The organism is Leclercia adecarboxylata (assembly GCF_023639785.1).
In the GTDB taxonomy this organism is placed as follows: Bacteria; Pseudomonadota; Gammaproteobacteria; order Enterobacterales; family Enterobacteriaceae; genus Enterobacter; species Enterobacter adecarboxylatus_D.
Genome location: NZ_CP098325.1, coordinates 3,079,470 through 3,097,031, shown reverse-complemented (window position 1 = coordinate 3,097,031; position 17,562 = coordinate 3,079,470). Strand labels below are relative to the sequence as shown.

Genomic DNA, 17,562 nt, shown 5'->3' with positions numbered 1-17,562 from the left:
CCACAGTTTGCTGGTGTCTATATTAGAGACGCAGCAGTGGCGCGCGGTGAATATCACGCAAGGGGCGTTTTATCAGGTTGACGAAGATCACATTTAGCACGAATAGCTAAATTCTTGAGATTTGTCCTGGCTGTCAGTTATTGGCGGGTTAGAAAATGATTTTAGAGATGTAAATCAAAGTGAGTGGAGAGGTGTCAGTACGGCTCTTGCTATTGTCAGAAGCATCCTCTACGCTGCCATCGTTACATTATGTAATTTGACTCGGGGTGCCCTTCTTTGTGAAGGCTGAGAAATACCCGTACCACCTGATCTGGATAATGCCAGCGTAGGGAAGTCAGATGCCCTTCGGGCAATCGCTTCTTCGCGCAAGGCAGGAGCGACACCATGCAGCCTGACCTGCTTAATTTACACGCCTTACACCACTTCCAAACCCGTTCTCCGCTGACCCACTGCATGACCAACGACGTCGTGCAGACCTTTACCGCTAACGTGTTGCTGGCGCTCGGCGCTTCACCGGCGATGGTGATTGAAGCCGAAGAGGCGGAACAATTCTCTGCTATTGCTGATGCGCTGCTGATTAACGTCGGGACGTTAACCGCGTCGCGCGCCCAGGCGATGCGCCGGGCCATTGAGAACGCGGTTGCCGCCGGTAAACCCTGGGTGATCGACCCGGTGGCCGTCGGGGCGCTGGGCTATCGCACCCGGTTCTGCCAGCAGATCCTCGTCCTCAAACCGGCGGCCATTCGCGGTAATGCCTCGGAGATCCTCGCGCTCGCCGGCATGAGCGCGGGGGGACGCGGCGTGGACACCACCGATACGGCGGCCAGCGCGTTGCCTGCGGCCCAGGCGCTGGCACGGCAAACCAATGCCATTGTGGTGGTGACGGGGGAGGTGGATCACATCACCGACGGGTTGCGTACCCAGACGGTCACCGGCGGCGATCCGATGATGACCCGGGTGGTGGGGACAGGCTGCGCGCTGTCGGCGGTAGTGGCGGCCAGCTGTTCACTGCCCGGCGACAGGCTGGAGAACATGGCGGCGGCCTGCGGCTGGATGAAGCGGGCCGGAACCCTTGCGGCAGCCCAGAGCCGCGGGCCGGGCAGTTTTGCCACGGCGTTTCTGGATGCCCTGTGGGAACTGGGGGCACAACGATGAAACGCATTAATGCCCTGACCATTGCCGGCACCGACCCAAGCGGCGGCGCCGGGATCCAGGCCGACCTGAAAACCTTCTCCGCGCTCGGCGCTTACGGCTGCTCGGCTATTACCGCCCTGGTGGCGCAGAATACCCGCGGGGTCCAGTCGGTCTATCGTATTGAGCCCGATTTTGTGGCGGCGCAGCTGGAATCGGTGTTCAGCGATGTGCGCATCGACACCACCAAGATCGGCATGCTGGCCGAAACCGATATCGTCGAGGCCGTAGCGGAGCAGCTTCGGCGCCATCAGGTAACAAGTGTGGTACTGGACACGGTGATGCTGGCGAAAAGCGGCGACCCGCTGCTTTCACCTTCTGCCGTCGATACCCTGCGTAAAAAACTGTTGCCGCAGGTGGCGCTAATTACGCCTAACTTACCCGAAGCGGCGGCGTTGCTGGATGCCCCCCATGCCCGCAGCGAGCAGGAGATGAAAGAGCAGGGTTACGCCCTTCTGGCGATGGGATGTGAAGCGGTGCTGATGAAGGGAGGGCATCTTGACGATCCCGAAAGCCCTGACTGGCTGTTCACCCGTGACGGTACGGTACGTTTTACCGCCCCCCGCGTGAAGACCAAAAACACCCACGGCACCGGCTGTACCCTCTCGGCGGCACTGGCTGCGCTGCGTCCGCGCCACGATAACTGGGCGGATACGGTGCGTGAGGCTAAAGCCTGGCTCTCCTGCGCGCTGGCCCAGGCGGACTCGCTGGAGGTCGGGCAGGGCATTGGGCCGGTCCACCATTTCCATGCGTGGTGGTAAAGGTTCTCAGGCATAGCTGGAAAATTCGCTACCCACAGACCAGGCTTAGGGGGCTCGCAATCCTGTGAGCCTGGAGAAACATGCCGACAGCCTGTCGGCACTAAGGGGAGCAAAACTATGACTGATATTGCGCAGTTGCTTGGCAAAGACGCCGACAGCCTGTTACAGCATCGTTGTATGACCATTCCAGCCGACCAGCTCTATCTGCCTGGCCACGACTACGTCGATCGCGTGATGATCGACAACAACCGCCCGCCAGCGGTACTGCGAAATATGCAGACGCTGTATAACACCGGGCGTCTGGGCGGAACCGGCTATCTGTCGATCCTGCCGGTGGACCAGGGGGTAGAGCATTCGGCCGGTGCGTCGTTTGCCGCCAACCCGCTCTATTTTGATCCAAAGAATATCGTTGAACTGGCGATTGAAGCTGGCTGTAACTGTGTCGCCTCCACCTACGGCGTGCTGGCATCGGTTTCCCGGCGCTATGCGCACCGCATTCCGTTCCTGGTCAAGCTGAACCACAACGAAACCCTGAGCTACCCAACCGAATATGACCAGACCCTCTATGCCAGCGTCGAACAGGCGTTCAACCTGGGCGCGGTGGCGGTCGGGGCCACCATCTACTTCGGCTCAGAGCAGTCGCGCCGTCAGATCGAAGAGATCTCCGCTGCCTTTGAGCGTGCTCATGAGCTGGGAATGGTGACCGTACTCTGGGCCTATCTGCGTAACCCGGCCTTTAATAAAGACGGCACGGATTACCATGTTTCCGCCGATTTGACCGGGCAGGCCAACCATCTGGCGGCCACCATTGGGGCGGATATCGTGAAGCAGAAAATGGCCGAAAATAACGGTGGCTATAAGGCGGTCAAGTTTGGCTATACCGACGATCGGGTCTACAGCAAACTGACCAGCGACAACCCGATCGATCTGGTGCGCTACCAGCTGGCGAACTGTTATATGGGTCGCGCAGGGCTTATCAACTCCGGCGGCGCGGCAGGGGGCGAAACCGATCTCACCGATGCAGTACGCACGGCTGTTATCAATAAACGGGCGGGCGGCATGGGGCTGATCCTCGGTCGTAAGGCGTTTAAAAAATCGATGGCCGATGGCGTGAAGCTGATTAATGCGGTGCAGGACGTCTATCTGGATAAGAAGGTGACTATCGCATAACCCCTCACCCTAACCCTCTCCCCACTGGGGAGAGGGGACCGTCCGGTGCCGTTTTTCTCCCTCCGGCCATGATCGAAACCCCATTTCATTTCATTCAAACATCCATCCCGATCTACCTCACATTTCCCCTGTCTTTTGTGAAAAGTGTCACTCCTACCCGTGCAGATGCACAAAAAACGGTCGACGCTTAGCGGAATTTGTCTAAGGCAGTGGATGAATTTTGCGCTTAAAGTTAGATTCGAAACAGCTTTTCAAAATGAAAGAACACGCTGAACCTACGCAGTTTTAAGGATAAAAAATGAAAATCGAATCTGTAAACGTCACCGTCTTTCAGTATCCCACCCGCCGGGTTTCCGACAGCGCCGGGCACTCTCATCCGGGACCCGAAAGCCTGGCCAGAATGGCGATGCTGACCATTACCGCAGACGATGGCACCAAAGGGTACGCTTTTGCACCGCCGGAAGTGGTGCGCCCTTTTGTGGTCAATACCTTCTTTCGTAAAGTGCTGATCGGCCAGGACGCGTTTAACCGCGAGAAGATCTGGCAGGAGCTGGCTCACTGGCAGCGCGGCAGCGCCCATCAGCTGACCGAACGTGCACTGGGCTTCGTTGAGCAGGCGCTGTGGGATCTGATTGGCCGCAAACTCAATATGCCGGTCTGGAAGCTGCTGGGCGGTTACCGCGATAAAGTGCCCGCCTACGGCAGCACCATGTGCGGGGACGATCTGCCGGGCGGTCTCTCCACCCCGGAAGAGTACGCCAGCTTTGCTGAAAAACTGGTCGCCCGCGGCTATAAAGCTATCAAGCTCCACACCTGGATGCCGCCGGTCTCTTTCGCGCCTGATCCGAAGATGGATATCAAAGCCTGCGCCGCGGTCCGCGAGGCGGTGGGGCCGGATATCGACCTGATGATTGACGGCTACCACTGGTACAGCCGCGCGGAAGCGCTGTGGATCGGTAAAGAACTGGAAAAACTCAACTTCGCCTGGTTTGAAGAGCCGATGGAAGAGGAGAGCATGGCCTCCTATGCCTGGCTTGCGGAGAACCTCTCCATTCCCATCGTCGGGCCAGAGAGCCTGGGCGGCAAACACCACAGCCGCGCCGACTGGGTCAGAGCCGGGGCGTGCGATATCCTGCGCGCGGGGGCCAACGGCGTGGGCGGCATCTCGCCAACCCTGAAGGTGGCGAACCTCGCCGAATCGTTCGGCATGGACTGCGAAGTACACGGCAACGGTGCGGCGAGCCTGGCGGTGATTGGCGCCATCAAAAACTGCCGCTGGTATGAACGCGGCCTGCTGCACCCGTTCCTTGATTACGACGAACCCGCTGCATATCTGCACAGCCTGATCGACCCGATGGATGACAACGGCATGGTCAGCCTGCCGGATCGCCCGGGACTCGGCGAAGACATTAATTTTGCGTATATCGAAGCCAATACCGTCAGCCACGACTGACAAATAAAAACGTACCCTACAGGCGATATATACATGAAACGAACCTCCCTCACCGGAGCGTGCTTACTCGCGCTCTCGCTGATGACGGGGAGCGGCGCGGCGTACGCAAAAACGCCGCCCGATCAGCTCATCATCGGTATGAACATGAACAACCTGCTGACCCTCGATCCGGCCGCGATGACCGGCAACGAGGTGGTGGGCATTGTGGTCAATCTTTACGATTCGCTGGTGGAACTCGATCCCAATACCCTCACCAACGTTAAACCGGCGCTGGCGAAGTCCTGGGACATCTCGCCGGACGGTAAAACGCTGACCTTCCACCTGCGCGATAACGTGACCTTCCACTCCGGCAATCCGCTTACCGCCGAAGACGTGGTGTGGTCCATGCGTCGTCTGCTGCACCTGAACCTCGCCCAGGCGTCGGTGTGGAAATCCTATGGGTTTTCTAAGAAAAATATCGACCAGCAGGTGAAAGCCCTGGATGACTACACCGTGCAGCTCACCCTGCCGAAAGCCAACGACCCGCAGCTGGTGATCTACTCTCTCGGCGCGCTGGGCAACCTTGGCGTGCTGGATCGCAAAACCGTGCTGAGCCACGAGGTAAACAGCGACTGGGGCAACCGCTGGTTGACTACCAACGAAGCCGGTTCCGGGCCATTTATGCTGGAGACCTGGCAGGCAAAAGATGTGCTGCGCATGCAGCGTAACCCGAATTACTGGCGCGAAGCGCCGAAGATGAACCGCGTGGTGTTGCGCCACTTCCAGGAGTCGCAGACCCTGCGCCTGATGGTGGAGAAGGGCGATCTGGATATCGCCAGCAACATGGCGGTGGCCGACATTAACGCCCTGCGCAAGGATCCGCAGCTGACGGTGGAAGCCGTGCAGAAGGGCACGGTGTACTACGTGGCGATGAGCATGAAGGAGGCGCACTTCGCCAACCCGAAGGTGCGCGAGGCGGTGCGCTATCTCATCGACTATCAGGGGATAAATAAGGCGCTGATGCCGGGCTACGGCGTGCTGCACCAGCGGCCAATCAAGGCGGGAATGCCGTCGACGCTGCCGGATCCGGGCTACAAACTCGACATCCCGCGCGCCAGAAAGCTGCTGGCGGAAGCGGGCTATCCGGAAGGTTTTGACACAACCCTGCGCGTGCTGGCGGATCAGCCGTTCCTCAATATCGCCATCGCCGTGCAGTCCACTCTGATGCAGGCGGGGATCAACGCCAAAATCATCACCGGCACCGGGAACCAGATCTACGGCGCGATGCGCGAGCGTAAGTTCGACATGCTGGTCGGGCGCGGCGGCAGCGGCGTGGAGCCACACCCGCACTCCAGCCTACGGGCGCTGGTCTACAACCCGGACAACAGCGACGAAGCCCGGCTGACCAACTTCCAGGGCTGGCGGACCAGTTTCTACGACAAGCCGCTGAACGAGATGATCGACAAGGCCCTGCTGGAGCGCGATCCGCAGAAGCAGATCGCCGACTATCAGCAGATTCAGGTGCGCTATGACCAGCTGATCCCGGCGCTGCTCCCGCTGTCGCAGATGGTTGATTCGGTAGTGGTGCGTAACGAGGTGAAAAACTTCCAGTCGCATCCGTCCGCCACCACCTTCCTGCGGGAAGTGTATAAAACCGGAGGTGAAAAATGAGTGTTGCGATACTCGCGCCAGGCTCCCGCACCCGGCGTTTCTCCAGGCGTTTAACCCAGGTGCTGGTGACGCTGTTCGGCCTGCTGGTACTGACCTTTTTCATTGGCCGCGTGATGCCGGTGGATCCGGTGCTGGCCATTGTCGGCCCGGATGCCGACCACAGCACCTATCAGCAGGTTTACCAGCAGCTGGGCTTTGATAAATCCCTCCTGACCCAGTTTGGGATCTACCTCAATAACCTGCTGCACGGCGATTTTGGCAACGCTTTGCTGACCGGCAAACCGGTGCTGGATGACATTCTGCGCGTCTTCCCGGCCACCCTTGAGCTGGCGACCATGGCGATTATCGTCGGTGCCGGTTTAGGGATCCCGCTGGGGGTGCTGGCCGCGGCGCGCCGTAACAGCGTCTCGGACTACGTGGTGCGTATCATTAGTCTGGCCGGTTATTCCACGCCGATCTTCTGGGTGGGGATGATGGGGCTGCTGCTGTTTTACGCCTGGCTCGGCTGGGTGGGCGGTGCCGGACGGCTGGATTTAGGCCTGGATGGCATTGTGCCGCGCCGCACCGGACTGATGACCGTCGATGCCCTGCTGGCAGGCAACAGCGCGGTGTTCTGGAACGCCATTAACCACCTGGTGCTGCCCGCTTCGCTGCTGGGGTTCCACTCCCTGGCCTATATCAGCCGCATGACCCGCAGCTTTATGCTGGCCCAGCTGTCCCAGGAGTTCATCATCACCGCCCGGGTGAAAGGCTTAACCGAGCGGCAGGTGATCTGGAACCACGCGTTTCGCAACATCCTCGTGCAGCTGCTGACGGTGGTGGCGCTGGCCTACGGCTCGCTGCTGGAAGGGGCGGTGCTGATTGAAACCGTCTTCTCCTGGCCGGGCTTTGGCTCCTATCTCACCGGCAGCCTGCTGCTGGGCGATATGAACGCGGTGATGGGCTGCGTCCTGCTGGTGGGGATGATCTTCGTGATGCTCAACCTGCTCTCCGACATGCTGTATCAACTCTTCGACCCGAGGACGAAATCATGACCGTTTCTCTGGATACACCGCTGCAAGGTGTTCGCAGCGAAGGACGCCAGCGCCTGGCGCGAATGGCCCGCCGCAGCTTCGGATTTGCCGGGCAGATGGCGCGTAACCCGCTGACGGCCATTGGCGGCGGCATCATCCTGCTGCTGCTGATCGTCGCGGCCTTCGCACCCTGGATCGCACCTTACAACCCGCTGGTGCAGGATCTGAATAACGCTCTGGCGGCGCCGAACGCGCAGCACTGGTTCGGCACCGACGAGTTTGGCCGGGATATCTTCAGCCGCCTGGTGTACGGCTCGCGCATCACGCTCTATATCGTGCTGCTGGTGTCGGTCACCGTCGGCCCGCTGGGGCTGCTGCTGGGCGTCACCGCCGGATACTTTGGCGGCAAGGTGGATGCGGTGTTAATGCGCGTCACCGATATCTTTATCTCCTTCCCGAGCCTGGTACTGGCGCTGGCGTTTGTCGCGGCGCTCGGGCCGGGGCTGGAACACGTGGTGATCGCCATTACGCTCACCGCCTGGCCGCCAGTTGCCCGTCTGGCGCGTGCCGAAACCCTCTCATTACGCCAGGCCGACTTTATCTCCGCCGTGCGTCTGCAGGGGGCTTCTCCGGTGCGGGTGCTGTGGCGTCACATCGTGCCCCTGTGCCTGCCGTCGGTCATTATTCGTATCACCATGAATATGGCGGGGATCATCCTGACCGCCGCCGGGCTCGGCTTCCTCGGCCTCGGCGCACAGCCGCCGGAGCCGGAGTGGGGAGCAATGATCTCCAGCGGCCGCACCTACATGATGGAGTGCTGGTGGGTGGTGACGATCCCGGGGCTGGCGATCCTGATTAACAGCCTGGCGTTCAACTTCTTAGGAGATGGCTTACGTGACATCCTCGATCCTCGCAGCAACTGATATGCCGCTGCTCGACGTGCGCGACCTGCACGTCGACTTTATCAACGGACGCGCGGTGACCAACGCGGTGCGCGGCGTCTCCTTCCAGCTGGGCCGGGAAAAGCTGGCGATAGTCGGCGAGTCCGGCTCTGGCAAATCCACCGTCGGGCGGGCGCTGCTGCGCCTGCACCCGGCAAAGGCGCAGATCACCGCCACGCGGATGCAGTTTGGCGACGTCGATTTACGTACCGTCAGCGAGGCGCAGATGCGCGGCATTCGCGGTAAGCGCATCTCGATGATCATGCAGGACCCGAAATACTCTCTCAATCCGGTGGTCTGCGTCGGGGATCAGATTGCCGAAGCCTGGCTGACCCACCATCCGGGGCGCAAGGCAGAGGCCAAAGCCAAAGTGCTGGAGATGCTGGACGTGGTGCGTATTCGCCAGCCAGAGCGCGTTTATCATCTTTATCCTCACGAAATCTCCGGCGGGCAGGGGCAGCGCATCATGATCGCCATGATGCTGATCACCGACCCGGAGCTGGTGATCGCCGACGAGCCGACTTCGGCGCTGGATGTCTCGGTGCGGCTGCAGGTGCTGGGGCTGCTGGACGATTTAGTCCAGTCCCGCGGGCTGGGGCTGATCTTTATCAGCCACGACATCAACCTGGTGCGCAGCTTCTGCGACCGGGTGCTGGTGATGTACGCCGGACGGGTGGTGGAGTCGATTGCCGCCTGCGATCTGCACAACGCGAAGCACCCCTATACGCAGGGGCTGATTAACGCCCTGCCCGAGATGAATCGCCGCCGTCCGGTGCTGCCGGTATTGCAGCGCCAGGCCAGCTGGCTGACCGAATAAGGAGCGAAGATGATCGAGGTAAAAAACCTGAATCTGGCCTTCGGCGAAGGCGAGAAACGCAGCCAGGTGCTGTACGACGTGAATATTAACGTCCAGCCGGGGGAGATTTATGGCCTGGTGGGGGAGTCGGGTTCCGGCAAAACCACGGTGCTGAAGTGCCTGGCGGGTCTGTTCACGCACTGGGAAGGGGCGCTGGCGATTAATGGTCAGCCACTGGCGCGGCGCATCAGCCCGCAGCGCTGCCGTCTGGTGCAGATGGTGTTTCAGGACCCTTACGGTTCGCTACATCCCCGGCACACCATCGGCGATATTCTGGAAGAGCCGTTGCAAATTCACGGTATCAACGACCGGGATCGGCGCATTCACGCCCTGCTGGATAAGGTGGGTCTCAATCGCGCCTTCCGCGACCGCTATCCGCATCAGCTCTCCGGCGGCCAGCGCCAGCGCGTGGCGATCGCCCGGGCGCTGATCCTGGAGCCGCAGGTGCTGCTGCTCGATGAGCCTACCTCGGCGCTGGATGTGTCGGTTCAGGCGGAGATCTTAAACCTGCTGGCGGAGCTGCAGCGCGAGTCGAAGCTCACCTACCTGATGGTGACGCACGATCTCGGGGTCATTGCGCATCTCTGCCAGAAGGTGGCGGTAATGCAGTACGGCAAAATCCTTGAAACCCTGACGGTGGACGATCTGGTGGCGGGTGAGGCCAAAACCGATTATACCCGGATGCTGGTCACCGCCAGCCAGCAGTATTCCCGCGAGATGGCGAGGGAGGTGGCGGTGTATTAGTGGGTCAGGTGTAGCCTGATGCCCTCACCCACAGGGAGAGAGCGCAAACACAAAAAAACGGTAACCTGACGGTTACCGTTTTGCTTTGACCTCGTCGCCGGGCAACACTCAGCGCAGCAGCGGACAATCCGGCGGCAGCCGGCAGTGGATTGCTCCAGGCAGGAGCGCAATGCGGAAATGCTCGCCGCTCAGCGGTTCGCCATCCAGATTAAAGGTCATCCCGTGCGGCGCCTGGATTTCAAACCACGCTGACTGACCATCAACAAGATGCGGGCTGTCCTCCGCTTTGGTCAGCGTGGTGAGCAGGGCCGGAAGCAGTTCATCGCCGGTAATGATACGCACCCCAAGCAGCCCGTCGTTGATCAGCGCATCCGGGCAGAGTTGCTGCCCGCCGCCCGCCTGACGACCGTTGCCAATACCAATCACCAGCGCATTACCCTGCCAGTGGAAGTTCTCGCCGCGGATTTCACACAGATCCGGTTTAAGGGTATCCAGTCGAGCAAGCCCATGGATCAAATACGAGACCCCGCCCAGCGCCGCTTTCAGTTTTTCCGGGGTTTCGCTGGTAATGCGGGTGCCAAATCCGCCCGTCGCCATATTGATAAAGCAGGTTTTGTCATTGACCCGGGCAATATCCACCGCCGTGGCTTTACCGGCAATCGCCAGCTGCAGGGCCTTATCCAGCGCCTCGGGGATCCCCGCGCTGGTGGCAAAATCGTTGGCGGTGCCGAGCGGCAGAATGCCCAGCGCAGGACGGTGGTCACCCTGAAGGTTAATCAATGCGGTTGCCACCTCGTTGATGGTGCCATCGCCGCCGCCTGCAATCACCGTCTCGACGCCGAGGGTTTGGGCTTCGTCGATATAACGCGCCGCGTCGCCTTTTTCCCAGGTGACGCGAACATGGATCTGGACGCCTTCGTCGCGCAGCAGCATGACCGCCTCGCGTAACAGATCGTTGCCTGCGCTTTTACCATTGAGAATTAATAAACTTGCCGGATAGGTCGCCATCCACGTTGCTCCTGTGCTTATCTTCCAGAAGTGTATCGCAGCGCGAGGAAAAGCGGGTAAGAAGAGGATGAAAGGCGAGAAATTAAATGAGTGGCGTACTCAGTTTTACGCCACTCGGTTCGAATGTTTCAGGTCGTAAGTACGCCATAAGGGCATAAAGCGAACATACAGTGCTGGCGTCGTGCACAGCGGGTTATCAGGGCCCCCTCATTGCCGGGGCAGTCTGAATTCTGCAGAAAAGATGACCAAAGTGAGGGTTTATAAGGGAATGTTCGAAGGATGTGTAATTTTTTGATTTTGCCATCTATGGCAATGCCGAAGGGGCTGGTGACAAGAACCGATCCGATGCTGATAAAGTAATCTCCTTTATACCAGATTATCAGCCTGAGATTTTTAACGGTGAGTACGTGTATAAATATTGTTCCAGTACGAGGGCAAACCATCCTGTTTTCAACCACCCAGTACATATATTCTCCTTCTCCTTAAGTGAAATTTCATTCGTAAGAAGAATAGCATCTGATATCTGAATGAATACCCTGACTTTAACAAATTGATAATTTGTCTTACTTCTCCTTGAAAATAGAGATAAATTTACGTTTGGGGGCCCTTCAGGATAGTGTAACGACAGCATCCGGACGAGGGTTCTGAAGGGAAAGAGCGGGTCACAAATCCACCTATGTAAAGGCGATGACTCAGGGAGCCTGAATCGCGGGTCTGCGCACGCTTGCTAACGCTCTCCTCAACTATTTAAATTTTAAATTCCTTAAAGACTTTCATTAATAAATTAAATAATATTTCCAAAATTAATATTATTATAGTGATTTTATTTTTAATAACGCCAGCAATATGGAAAACACTGTTTTTTGCTAATTTATTGGCAGCGTGGCGCTATTTTAAATCACTACACATTATCAATATGAATAATTCTACCGAACAAACTTTTTACATGTAGATTCTCATCAAATTTTTAATTCAAAGTTTTGCGAAATTAATGGATTTTTAACGGCGCCCGTGTAATATGCGCATGCTTTACACATATATGGCAAATAACAAAAAGGAAATTGGAAATGAGAGAAATTAATCCACAGGAAATGGCGGACGTTACCGGCTCAGGTATCTTCTCAAATGTGTTAGGTCAGATTGGCAAAGTTGTTGGCGGTCTTGTTGACGCGGGTACCTCACTGGGTGGCTTCAAGACTGATGCTACTACCCCGGCAACTATGATGGGTAAGGGAATCGGCAGCATTGTTGAATTCAACATCTTCACCGGAATTTATCAGATCGGTTCAAGCGTAGTGGGTATGGTAGGATTTGGTATTGATGCCATTTCACAGATTGCCAACAAATTAAAGAAATAATCTGCGTATTCATTTCTGAATAATCTGCATATCTAAAACTTTAATATAAAAGCAGTACAAGGAGAGGTAAATAATATGTTTTTACCTCTCCTTTTTTATTTATTATAAGGTTAGCATTTTATTTAATAAATGAGAAATGTCTGTCACGGTATTGTCTGTTCAGACATCAATATCGTTATTTAATGCCTCCCTTCCTCACGATGATAATCGAAGACACTGTGTATCACAGAATAACCGCTGCCTGACGGGTAGGGTATGAATCTAATGCGGAAGCACTCAGGATTTCAGCGTAAAAAAGATAAAAAAATAGCCTGTGTAAGGGAGATTACTCAGGCTAAGGAGGTGGTTCCTGGTACAGCTAGCATTTATGGGTTATGTTTTTCAGCACCTGCGATAATACCCGTATTAAGCGCAGCGGTATGTGATCGGATTCTAAGAATCATCTCATACCATAAAATAACCCCTTTTATCACTTAGCGTGCGGCGCCTGAGTGTTTTCACCGTCAAAATTACGCATCAACAACGCATATTCCAGGGCGATCTCTTCCGGCACCGGCAGCCAGACGGTATGACCGTCTCCCGGCGCGACGGAAACTGGTTCGCCTTTGCCGTTCACCATATGCTCCAGGGTGAAGTTAATGTTGCCCTGCGGAGTCATCAACTCCAGGCTGTTGCCCACGAGGAACTTGTTTTTTACCGCCACTGCCGCGAGATTGCCTTTACGCTCACCGGTGAACTCGCCAACAAACTGCTGACGATCGGAAACGGAGTGGCCATATTCGTAGTTCTGGTAATCGTCATGGGTGTGACGACGCAGGAAGCCTTCGGTGTAGCCGCGATGGGCAAGACCTTCCAGGGTTTGCAGCAGGGTGCTGTCGAAGGGTTTGCCTGCCGCCGCATCGTCAATCGCCTGGCGATAGACCTGGGCGGTACGCGCGCAATAGTAGTAGGACTTGGTGCGGCCTTCGATCTTCAGGGAGTGCACGCCCATTTGGGTCAGGCGCTCAACATGAGCGATGGCGCGCAGATCTTTGGAGTTCATGATGTAGGTGCCGTGCTCATCTTCGAACGCGGTCATGTATTCACCCGGGCGCTGGGCCTCTTCAATCATAAACACGCTGTCGGTAGGTGCTCCGATGCCCAGCGTTGGCTCAATGTTCTGCACCGGGATAGGCTCGTGCTTGTGTACGATATTGCCTACCTCATCCTGTTTGCCTTCCTGAACCTTATATTCCCAGCGGCAGGCGTTGGTGCAGGTGCCCTGGTTCGGGTCACGCTTGTTGATGTAGCCGGAGAGCAGGCAGCGGCCGGAGTAGGCCATGCACAGCGCGCCATGGACGAAAATTTCCAGTTCCATGTCCGGCACCTGGGTGCGGATCTCTTCAATCTCATCCAGCGACAGTTCCCGGGATAAAATCACGCGGGTCAGTCCCATCTGCTTCCAGAATTTCACCGTTGCCCAGTTCACGGCATTGGCCTGCACCGAAAGGTGAATGTCCATCTCCGGGAAGTTCTCCCGCACCAGCATGATCAAACCGGGGTCAGACATAATCAGCGCATCCGGGCCCATCTCCACCACCGGTTTCAGATCGCGGATAAAGGTTTTCAGCTTGGCGTTATGCGGGGCGATGTTCACCACCACGTAGAATTTTTTACCCTGCGCATGGGCTTCGTTGATGCCGAGCTGCAGATTCTCATGGTTGAATTCGTTATTACGCACGCGCAGTGAGTAGCGCGGCTGGCCCGCATAAACGGCATCGGCGCCGTAGGCGAAAGCGTAACGCATATTTTTCAGCGTTCCCGCCGGGGAGAGAAGTTCCGGTTTAAACATGTTAGTTCTCGTTCTGATGACAGGTCAGATGCGCACACCAGGTGGGCGCCGGGAGGAGATCCCATACATTAAGGGCGGGCATTGTAGCGCTGCGGGAAGGGGAGGTAAACCATTGAGTGAGTAAACGCCAACGGCAGGACAGTACCGTCGGCGTTTAGCTCAGAGGTGGGGCAATCAGATGTCGTCCTGAGTGTGATCGACAATAATTTCCAGGGTCTTACGAATGATATCGGCGCGGACGACGTCACGCGTAGACTCGATTTCGTGGATCAAACGTAAAATAATCGCTTTGTTAGTCAGCGGTTCCTTCGCATCCAGAATGGCGCCCGTCACGGTTTGAAGCAGCGCCCACTCTTCGGCCAGCAAACCGCCAGCACTGCGGAAGTAGTTGGACAATGCAGCGTTGGGCAGTTCTTCGTAAAAGTCTGTTGTCTGGAGCATAGCCTGGCTCATAGTGTCACACCGGTTCAATAAATAAGTTAATGGTGCAGTTAATGCTTATTTCTGTTGGCTTGCGGGCTATTGCCAAACAGAGGGTACACATTGCTGCTGCTGTGTCGACCATCCGTGTCCCACTCCTGCTGATCGCTTTTGGTATTGCGCCGGGCGCCACCCTTACCATCATTGGAAATTTCCAGAATAATTTGGGATAGCACGTTCCGACGCTGCCCGTCTTGCTCTGTCGATAACATGTGTTGCAGCCTCTCCAGCAACAGCTTCATGCTGATGGGGCCGTTATCTTTCAGCAGAGAAAGGGTGGCTTCGCCAATGAGTTCATCAGTAAGTCGTTCATGGTCACTTCTGTTCATAACTACGTCTCTGTCGCCACATCTTCCTGCAGGAAGAGATGTGGCATAAAGTCAGTCTGTCGTAACAGTATAAAAAATCTGTCTCAAAGAAAAAACTGACTCAAAAAACAAGGTAATCAGCCGCCGTGGCGTATTGTTTATCGATCAAACAGCAGGCCTACCAGGGTCTGATATCGACTCTCCTCATCCCGATCCGAAGCCTGCTCCATCCGGTAAAGCAGACGGGTACAAATGGCTTTTCGATTGAGGATTTTTCCTTCCCGTAGAATTTCAACCACAATCTGACCCAGTGTCTCCTGCTGGGAGGGCTGGTTTGCTTTATTAAAGTACTGGGCAATGGCATTGGCTGTGTTCGGTGAGTACCCGTTCTCGCGCATATGTCACTCCTGAAATCCGCTGTATTTTTAAGGTTAATATCTTGTTAACTTGTAAATACTGTACACACCAATTGTACAAGTTAACAAATATATTTTTACCATTACGTGCTAATCCATATTATTCAGAGGTTTAAAATGGATAAAATTTGTAAAACACGCTAAAAAGATTGTACATTGTCGACAATTTTTGTCGTTTTAGCGGGTACAGGTGGCGGGGTTTATCTCGTCCGGTAAAGCTTATAAGAAGTTAAGCAAACCATCTGATACTGTGGACTTTCATTTACCTCCTCTATTGGAAATCCTATGCTCACTACCATTATTTACCGTAGCCATTTTCATGATGACGTACCGGTAACAGTGCTGGAAGACATGGTTGTTGCAGCAAATGAAAAAAACAAAGAAGCCGGTGTTAGCGGCATTCTTCTGTTTACTGGCAAGCTCTTTTTTCAGCTGCTCGAGGGACCCGAGGAGAATGTAAGAGCCATTTACCGCGCGATCTGTGAAGACCCGCGCCACCACAATGTGGTGGAACTGTTGTGCGATTATTCTCGCGCCCGACGCTTCGGTAAGTACGGCATGGAACTGTTTGATTTACGTCATTATGACCGTAATGAAGTGCTGCAAAACGTGCTGGATAAGGGCACCACTAAGTACCAGATGACCTATAACGACAGGGCGCTGCAGTTTTTCAGAACCTTCGTCGAGGAGAGTGAAAAAGAGAACTACTTTGAGCTGCCGTCAGGGGACCACTGGGTGTTCGTTCCTGATAACGACGATCCCAGCGTACGCACCCTGCCGGGCTGTTACAGTGAATTGTGCAGCTTCGCGTTCCAGCCGATTATCGACCCGCTGGCCCGGGAAGTTGTCTCCCTTGAAGCCCTGATCCGCACGCCGCAAGGGGAGCCCTCCCTGAGCTGGTTTGAAGGGCTGGAAGGCGATGCCGTCTATGAAGCCGACCTTAAAAGTAAGAGCGTTGCTTTTGCGATGGCAAAGGAGCTGGGGCTGGGGGAGCAGAGCCTGTCCGTGAACCTTTTACCCATGACGCTGGTCAAAATTCCCAACGCAGTCGACTATCTGATCCGGGAGATTGAGGCTAACGGGCTGGTGGCCGAGCAGATTGTGGTGGAATTTACCGAGCATGAAGTCATCTCACGTCTGGAGGCGTTCACCGGTGCGGTGCGCGAGTTAAAAGCCGCAGGCATCGGCGTGGCGATCGACCACTTTGGCGGGGGTTTTGCCGGTCTGTTACTGCTGGCGCAGTTCCAGCCAGACAGAATTAAGATTAACCGTGATCTGATTCGCGACGTTCACAAGAGCGGTCCGCGGCAGGCGATTGTGCTCGCTATCATAAAATGTTGTACAGCTTTAGAAATTCTGATCTCCGCAGTGGGTATCGAGCAGCCGGAAGAGTGGATGTGGCTCGAATCTGCAGGCGTTTCTCAGTTCCAGGGGCACCTTTTTGCCCACCCTGAACTGGCCGGGATCCCGCCAGTTGCCTGGCCTGAGCCGCGCGAGGAGGTTATTCTCTAACCTTTACCGGGCAGTGATACAATTCTGTTGTACAATATTACAAGTTGTACTGCCCGGTGAGATTCGTTACCTTGAACGATGAATATATTGATTAGCCATGAGGAATTGATGGCCTTTTACAGTATTGGCGATGTGGCAGAACGTTGCGGCATCAATCCCGTCACCCTGCGTGCGTGGCAGCGCCGGTATGGCCTGCTGAAGCCGCAGCGCAGTGAAGGTGGACATCGACAATTTGATGACGACGATCTGCAGCGCATAGAAGAGATCAAGCGCTGGATTGAGCGTGGCGTACCGGTGGGTAAGGTCAAAGCCCTGCTAGATGGGGAAAAAGCCTCCGAGCCGGGAGACTGGCGTGTGCTACAGGAAGAGATGATCGGCACGCTACGTCAGGTGAACCCGTCTAAGTCACGGGCGCAGATCGCCATTTTCTGTCAGCATCATCCTGTTGACGCGCTAATCGACAACGTGTTTATCCCTGTGCGAGACACCCTGCGCCTTGACCACGCCACCGCGCGTATTATGGGCAGCTTACTGGACGGCATTCTGATTGAGCAGGCGGTCAACAGCCTGACCGACTCGCGTACCAAAGCGGGAAGGGATGCGTTACTCATTGGCTGGGGGGTTGAGGATCGTACCCGCCTGTGGATGGAGGGGTGGCGTCTGTCGCAGCGGGGCTGGCGCATCAACGTCTTTGCTGAACCCCTTGAGTTACCCCATCCGGAGTTCTTCCCCGGTCAGCACATTCTCGTCTGGGCGGGTAAAACGCTGTCAGACGAACAGCGCCAGCAGCTGGATCACTGGCAAAAGCAGGGTTATGTTATTACGGCACACGGGGCGGCTGACGTCCTCTGATGCCATTACCCGCCGCAG

General features: G+C 56.1%; 17 protein-coding genes and 1 riboswitch. Of the genes, 12 read left to right on the top strand and 5 right to left on the bottom strand.

Annotation, left to right across the window (positions count from 1 at the left end):
* The first annotated feature begins 252 nt into the window (after positions 1-252).
* A riboswitch (TPP riboswitch) is annotated at positions 253-349 on the top strand.
* Between the two features lie 35 nt (positions 350-384).
* From thiM to NB069_RS14725, 9 genes are all read left to right on the top strand, one after another.
* On the top strand, positions 385-1,155 hold the full coding sequence (thiM, locus tag NB069_RS14765; RefSeq protein WP_250584717.1) for a hydroxyethylthiazole kinase: 771 nt from the start codon (positions 385-387) through the stop codon (positions 1,153-1,155).
* Complete coding sequence (thiD, locus tag NB069_RS14760; protein WP_250584715.1) at positions 1,152-1,952, top strand: bifunctional hydroxymethylpyrimidine kinase/phosphomethylpyrimidine kinase; 801 nt, start codon at positions 1,152-1,154, stop codon at positions 1,950-1,952. Before thiM ends, thiD begins: the two co-directional genes overlap by 4 nt.
* 117 nt (positions 1,953-2,069) lie before the next feature.
* A complete protein-coding gene (gene fbaB / locus NB069_RS14755) occupies positions 2,070-3,122 on the top strand; it encodes a class I fructose-bisphosphate aldolase (protein ID WP_250584713.1) in 1,053 nt (350 codons plus the stop codon).
* Between the two features lie 298 nt (positions 3,123-3,420).
* Positions 3,421-4,575 (top strand): mandelate racemase family protein, encoded by a 1,155-nt coding sequence (locus NB069_RS14750; protein WP_250584711.1) that lies wholly within the window; start codon positions 3,421-3,423, stop codon positions 4,573-4,575.
* A 33-nt stretch (positions 4,576-4,608) separates the two neighbouring features.
* A complete protein-coding gene (locus NB069_RS14745) occupies positions 4,609-6,225 on the top strand; it encodes an ABC transporter substrate-binding protein (RefSeq protein ID WP_250584709.1) in 1,617 nt (538 codons plus the stop codon).
* On the top strand, positions 6,222-7,259 hold the full coding sequence (locus tag NB069_RS14740; RefSeq protein WP_250584707.1) for an ABC transporter permease: 1,038 nt from the start codon (positions 6,222-6,224) through the stop codon (positions 7,257-7,259). The genes NB069_RS14745 and NB069_RS14740 overlap by 4 nt, the downstream gene beginning before the upstream one ends.
* Entirely contained in the window at positions 7,256-8,161 is a 906-nt protein-coding gene (locus NB069_RS14735) for an ABC transporter permease (protein ID WP_250584705.1), read from the top strand. The genes NB069_RS14740 and NB069_RS14735 overlap by 4 nt, the downstream gene beginning before the upstream one ends.
* Complete coding sequence (locus NB069_RS14730) at positions 8,133-8,996, top strand: ABC transporter ATP-binding protein (RefSeq protein WP_250584703.1); 864 nt, start codon at positions 8,133-8,135, stop codon at positions 8,994-8,996. Before NB069_RS14735 ends, NB069_RS14730 begins: the two co-directional genes overlap by 29 nt.
* 9 nt (positions 8,997-9,005) lie before the next feature.
* Positions 9,006-9,779 carry an ABC transporter ATP-binding protein gene (locus NB069_RS14725; protein ID WP_250584701.1) on the top strand — a complete coding sequence of 258 codons (774 nt, stop codon included), beginning with the start codon at positions 9,006-9,008 and terminating at the stop codon, positions 9,777-9,779.
* Between the two features lie 108 nt (positions 9,780-9,887).
* On the opposite strand, the gene yegS is transcribed toward NB069_RS14725, so the two are convergent.
* Positions 9,888-10,787, bottom strand: a complete 900-nt coding sequence (yegS, locus tag NB069_RS14720) for a lipid kinase YegS (RefSeq protein WP_250584699.1) — start codon at positions 10,785-10,787, stop codon at positions 9,888-9,890.
* Positions 10,788-11,854: 1,067 nt separating this feature from the next.
* Between yegS and NB069_RS14715 the strand changes: the two genes are divergently transcribed.
* Positions 11,855-12,145: a hypothetical protein gene (locus NB069_RS14715; RefSeq protein ID WP_250584697.1), complete on the top strand. Its 291-nt coding sequence runs from the start codon at positions 11,855-11,857 to the stop codon at positions 12,143-12,145.
* 469 nt (positions 12,146-12,614) lie between these two features.
* Here the strand turns inward: NB069_RS14715 and yegQ are convergent, their stop codons facing one another.
* The 4 genes from yegQ to ycgZ form a co-directional block, all read right to left on the bottom strand.
* Positions 12,615-13,976, bottom strand: a complete 1,362-nt coding sequence (yegQ, locus tag NB069_RS14710) for a tRNA 5-hydroxyuridine modification protein YegQ (RefSeq protein WP_250584695.1) — start codon at positions 13,974-13,976, stop codon at positions 12,615-12,617.
* Positions 13,977-14,150: 174 nt separating this feature from the next.
* A complete protein-coding gene (locus NB069_RS14705; protein WP_250584693.1) occupies positions 14,151-14,429 on the bottom strand; it encodes a biofilm development regulator YmgB/AriR family protein in 279 nt (92 codons plus the stop codon).
* A gap of 38 nt (positions 14,430-14,467) precedes the next feature.
* Positions 14,468-14,785, bottom strand: a complete 318-nt coding sequence (locus NB069_RS14700) for a hypothetical protein (RefSeq protein WP_250584691.1) — start codon at positions 14,783-14,785, stop codon at positions 14,468-14,470.
* A 137-nt stretch (positions 14,786-14,922) separates the two neighbouring features.
* Positions 14,923-15,162, bottom strand: coding sequence for a regulatory protein YcgZ (gene ycgZ / locus NB069_RS14695; RefSeq protein ID WP_250584689.1), 240 nt, complete (start codon positions 15,160-15,162; stop codon positions 14,923-14,925).
* A 303-nt stretch (positions 15,163-15,465) separates the two neighbouring features.
* Between ycgZ and NB069_RS14690 the strand changes: the two genes are divergently transcribed.
* Together NB069_RS14690 and NB069_RS14685 are read left to right on the top strand one after the other, a co-directional pair.
* Positions 15,466-16,692, top strand: a complete 1,227-nt coding sequence (locus NB069_RS14690) for a diguanylate phosphodiesterase (RefSeq protein WP_250584687.1) — start codon at positions 15,466-15,468, stop codon at positions 16,690-16,692.
* Between the two features lie 108 nt (positions 16,693-16,800).
* Positions 16,801-17,544, top strand: coding sequence for a MerR family transcriptional regulator (locus NB069_RS14685; protein WP_250584685.1), 744 nt, complete (start codon positions 16,801-16,803; stop codon positions 17,542-17,544).
* Positions 17,545-17,562: the final 18 nt, after the last annotated feature.

Excerpts from the sequence above, each read along its gene's own strand:
- thiM (WP_250584717.1), top strand. The coding sequence starts at position 385 with ATGCAGCCTGACCTGCTTAATTTACACGCCTTACACCACTTCCAAACC.
- thiD (WP_250584715.1), top strand. The coding sequence starts at position 1,152 with ATGAAACGCATTAATGCCCTGACCATTGCCGGCACCGACCCAAGCGGC.
- fbaB (WP_250584713.1), top strand. The coding sequence starts at position 2,070 with ATGACTGATATTGCGCAGTTGCTTGGCAAAGACGCCGACAGCCTGTTA.
- NB069_RS14750 (WP_250584711.1), top strand. The coding sequence starts at position 3,421 with ATGAAAATCGAATCTGTAAACGTCACCGTCTTTCAGTATCCCACCCGC.
- NB069_RS14745 (WP_250584709.1), top strand. The coding sequence starts at position 4,609 with ATGAAACGAACCTCCCTCACCGGAGCGTGCTTACTCGCGCTCTCGCTG.
- NB069_RS14740 (WP_250584707.1), top strand. The coding sequence starts at position 6,222 with ATGAGTGTTGCGATACTCGCGCCAGGCTCCCGCACCCGGCGTTTCTCC.
- NB069_RS14735 (WP_250584705.1), top strand. The coding sequence starts at position 7,256 with ATGACCGTTTCTCTGGATACACCGCTGCAAGGTGTTCGCAGCGAAGGA.
- NB069_RS14725 (WP_250584701.1), top strand. The coding sequence starts at position 9,006 with ATGATCGAGGTAAAAAACCTGAATCTGGCCTTCGGCGAAGGCGAGAAA.
- yegS (WP_250584699.1), bottom strand. The coding sequence starts at position 10,787 with ATGGCGACCTATCCGGCAAGTTTATTAATTCTCAATGGTAAAAGCGCA.
- NB069_RS14715 (WP_250584697.1), top strand. The coding sequence starts at position 11,855 with ATGAGAGAAATTAATCCACAGGAAATGGCGGACGTTACCGGCTCAGGT.
- yegQ (WP_250584695.1), bottom strand. The coding sequence starts at position 13,976 with ATGTTTAAACCGGAACTTCTCTCCCCGGCGGGAACGCTGAAAAATATG.
- NB069_RS14705 (WP_250584693.1), bottom strand. The coding sequence starts at position 14,429 with ATGAGCCAGGCTATGCTCCAGACAACAGACTTTTACGAAGAACTGCCC.
- NB069_RS14700 (WP_250584691.1), bottom strand. The coding sequence starts at position 14,785 with ATGAACAGAAGTGACCATGAACGACTTACTGATGAACTCATTGGCGAA.
- ycgZ (WP_250584689.1), bottom strand. The coding sequence starts at position 15,162 with ATGCGCGAGAACGGGTACTCACCGAACACAGCCAATGCCATTGCCCAG.
- NB069_RS14690 (WP_250584687.1), top strand. The coding sequence starts at position 15,466 with ATGCTCACTACCATTATTTACCGTAGCCATTTTCATGATGACGTACCG.
- NB069_RS14685 (WP_250584685.1), top strand. The coding sequence starts at position 16,801 with ATGGCCTTTTACAGTATTGGCGATGTGGCAGAACGTTGCGGCATCAAT.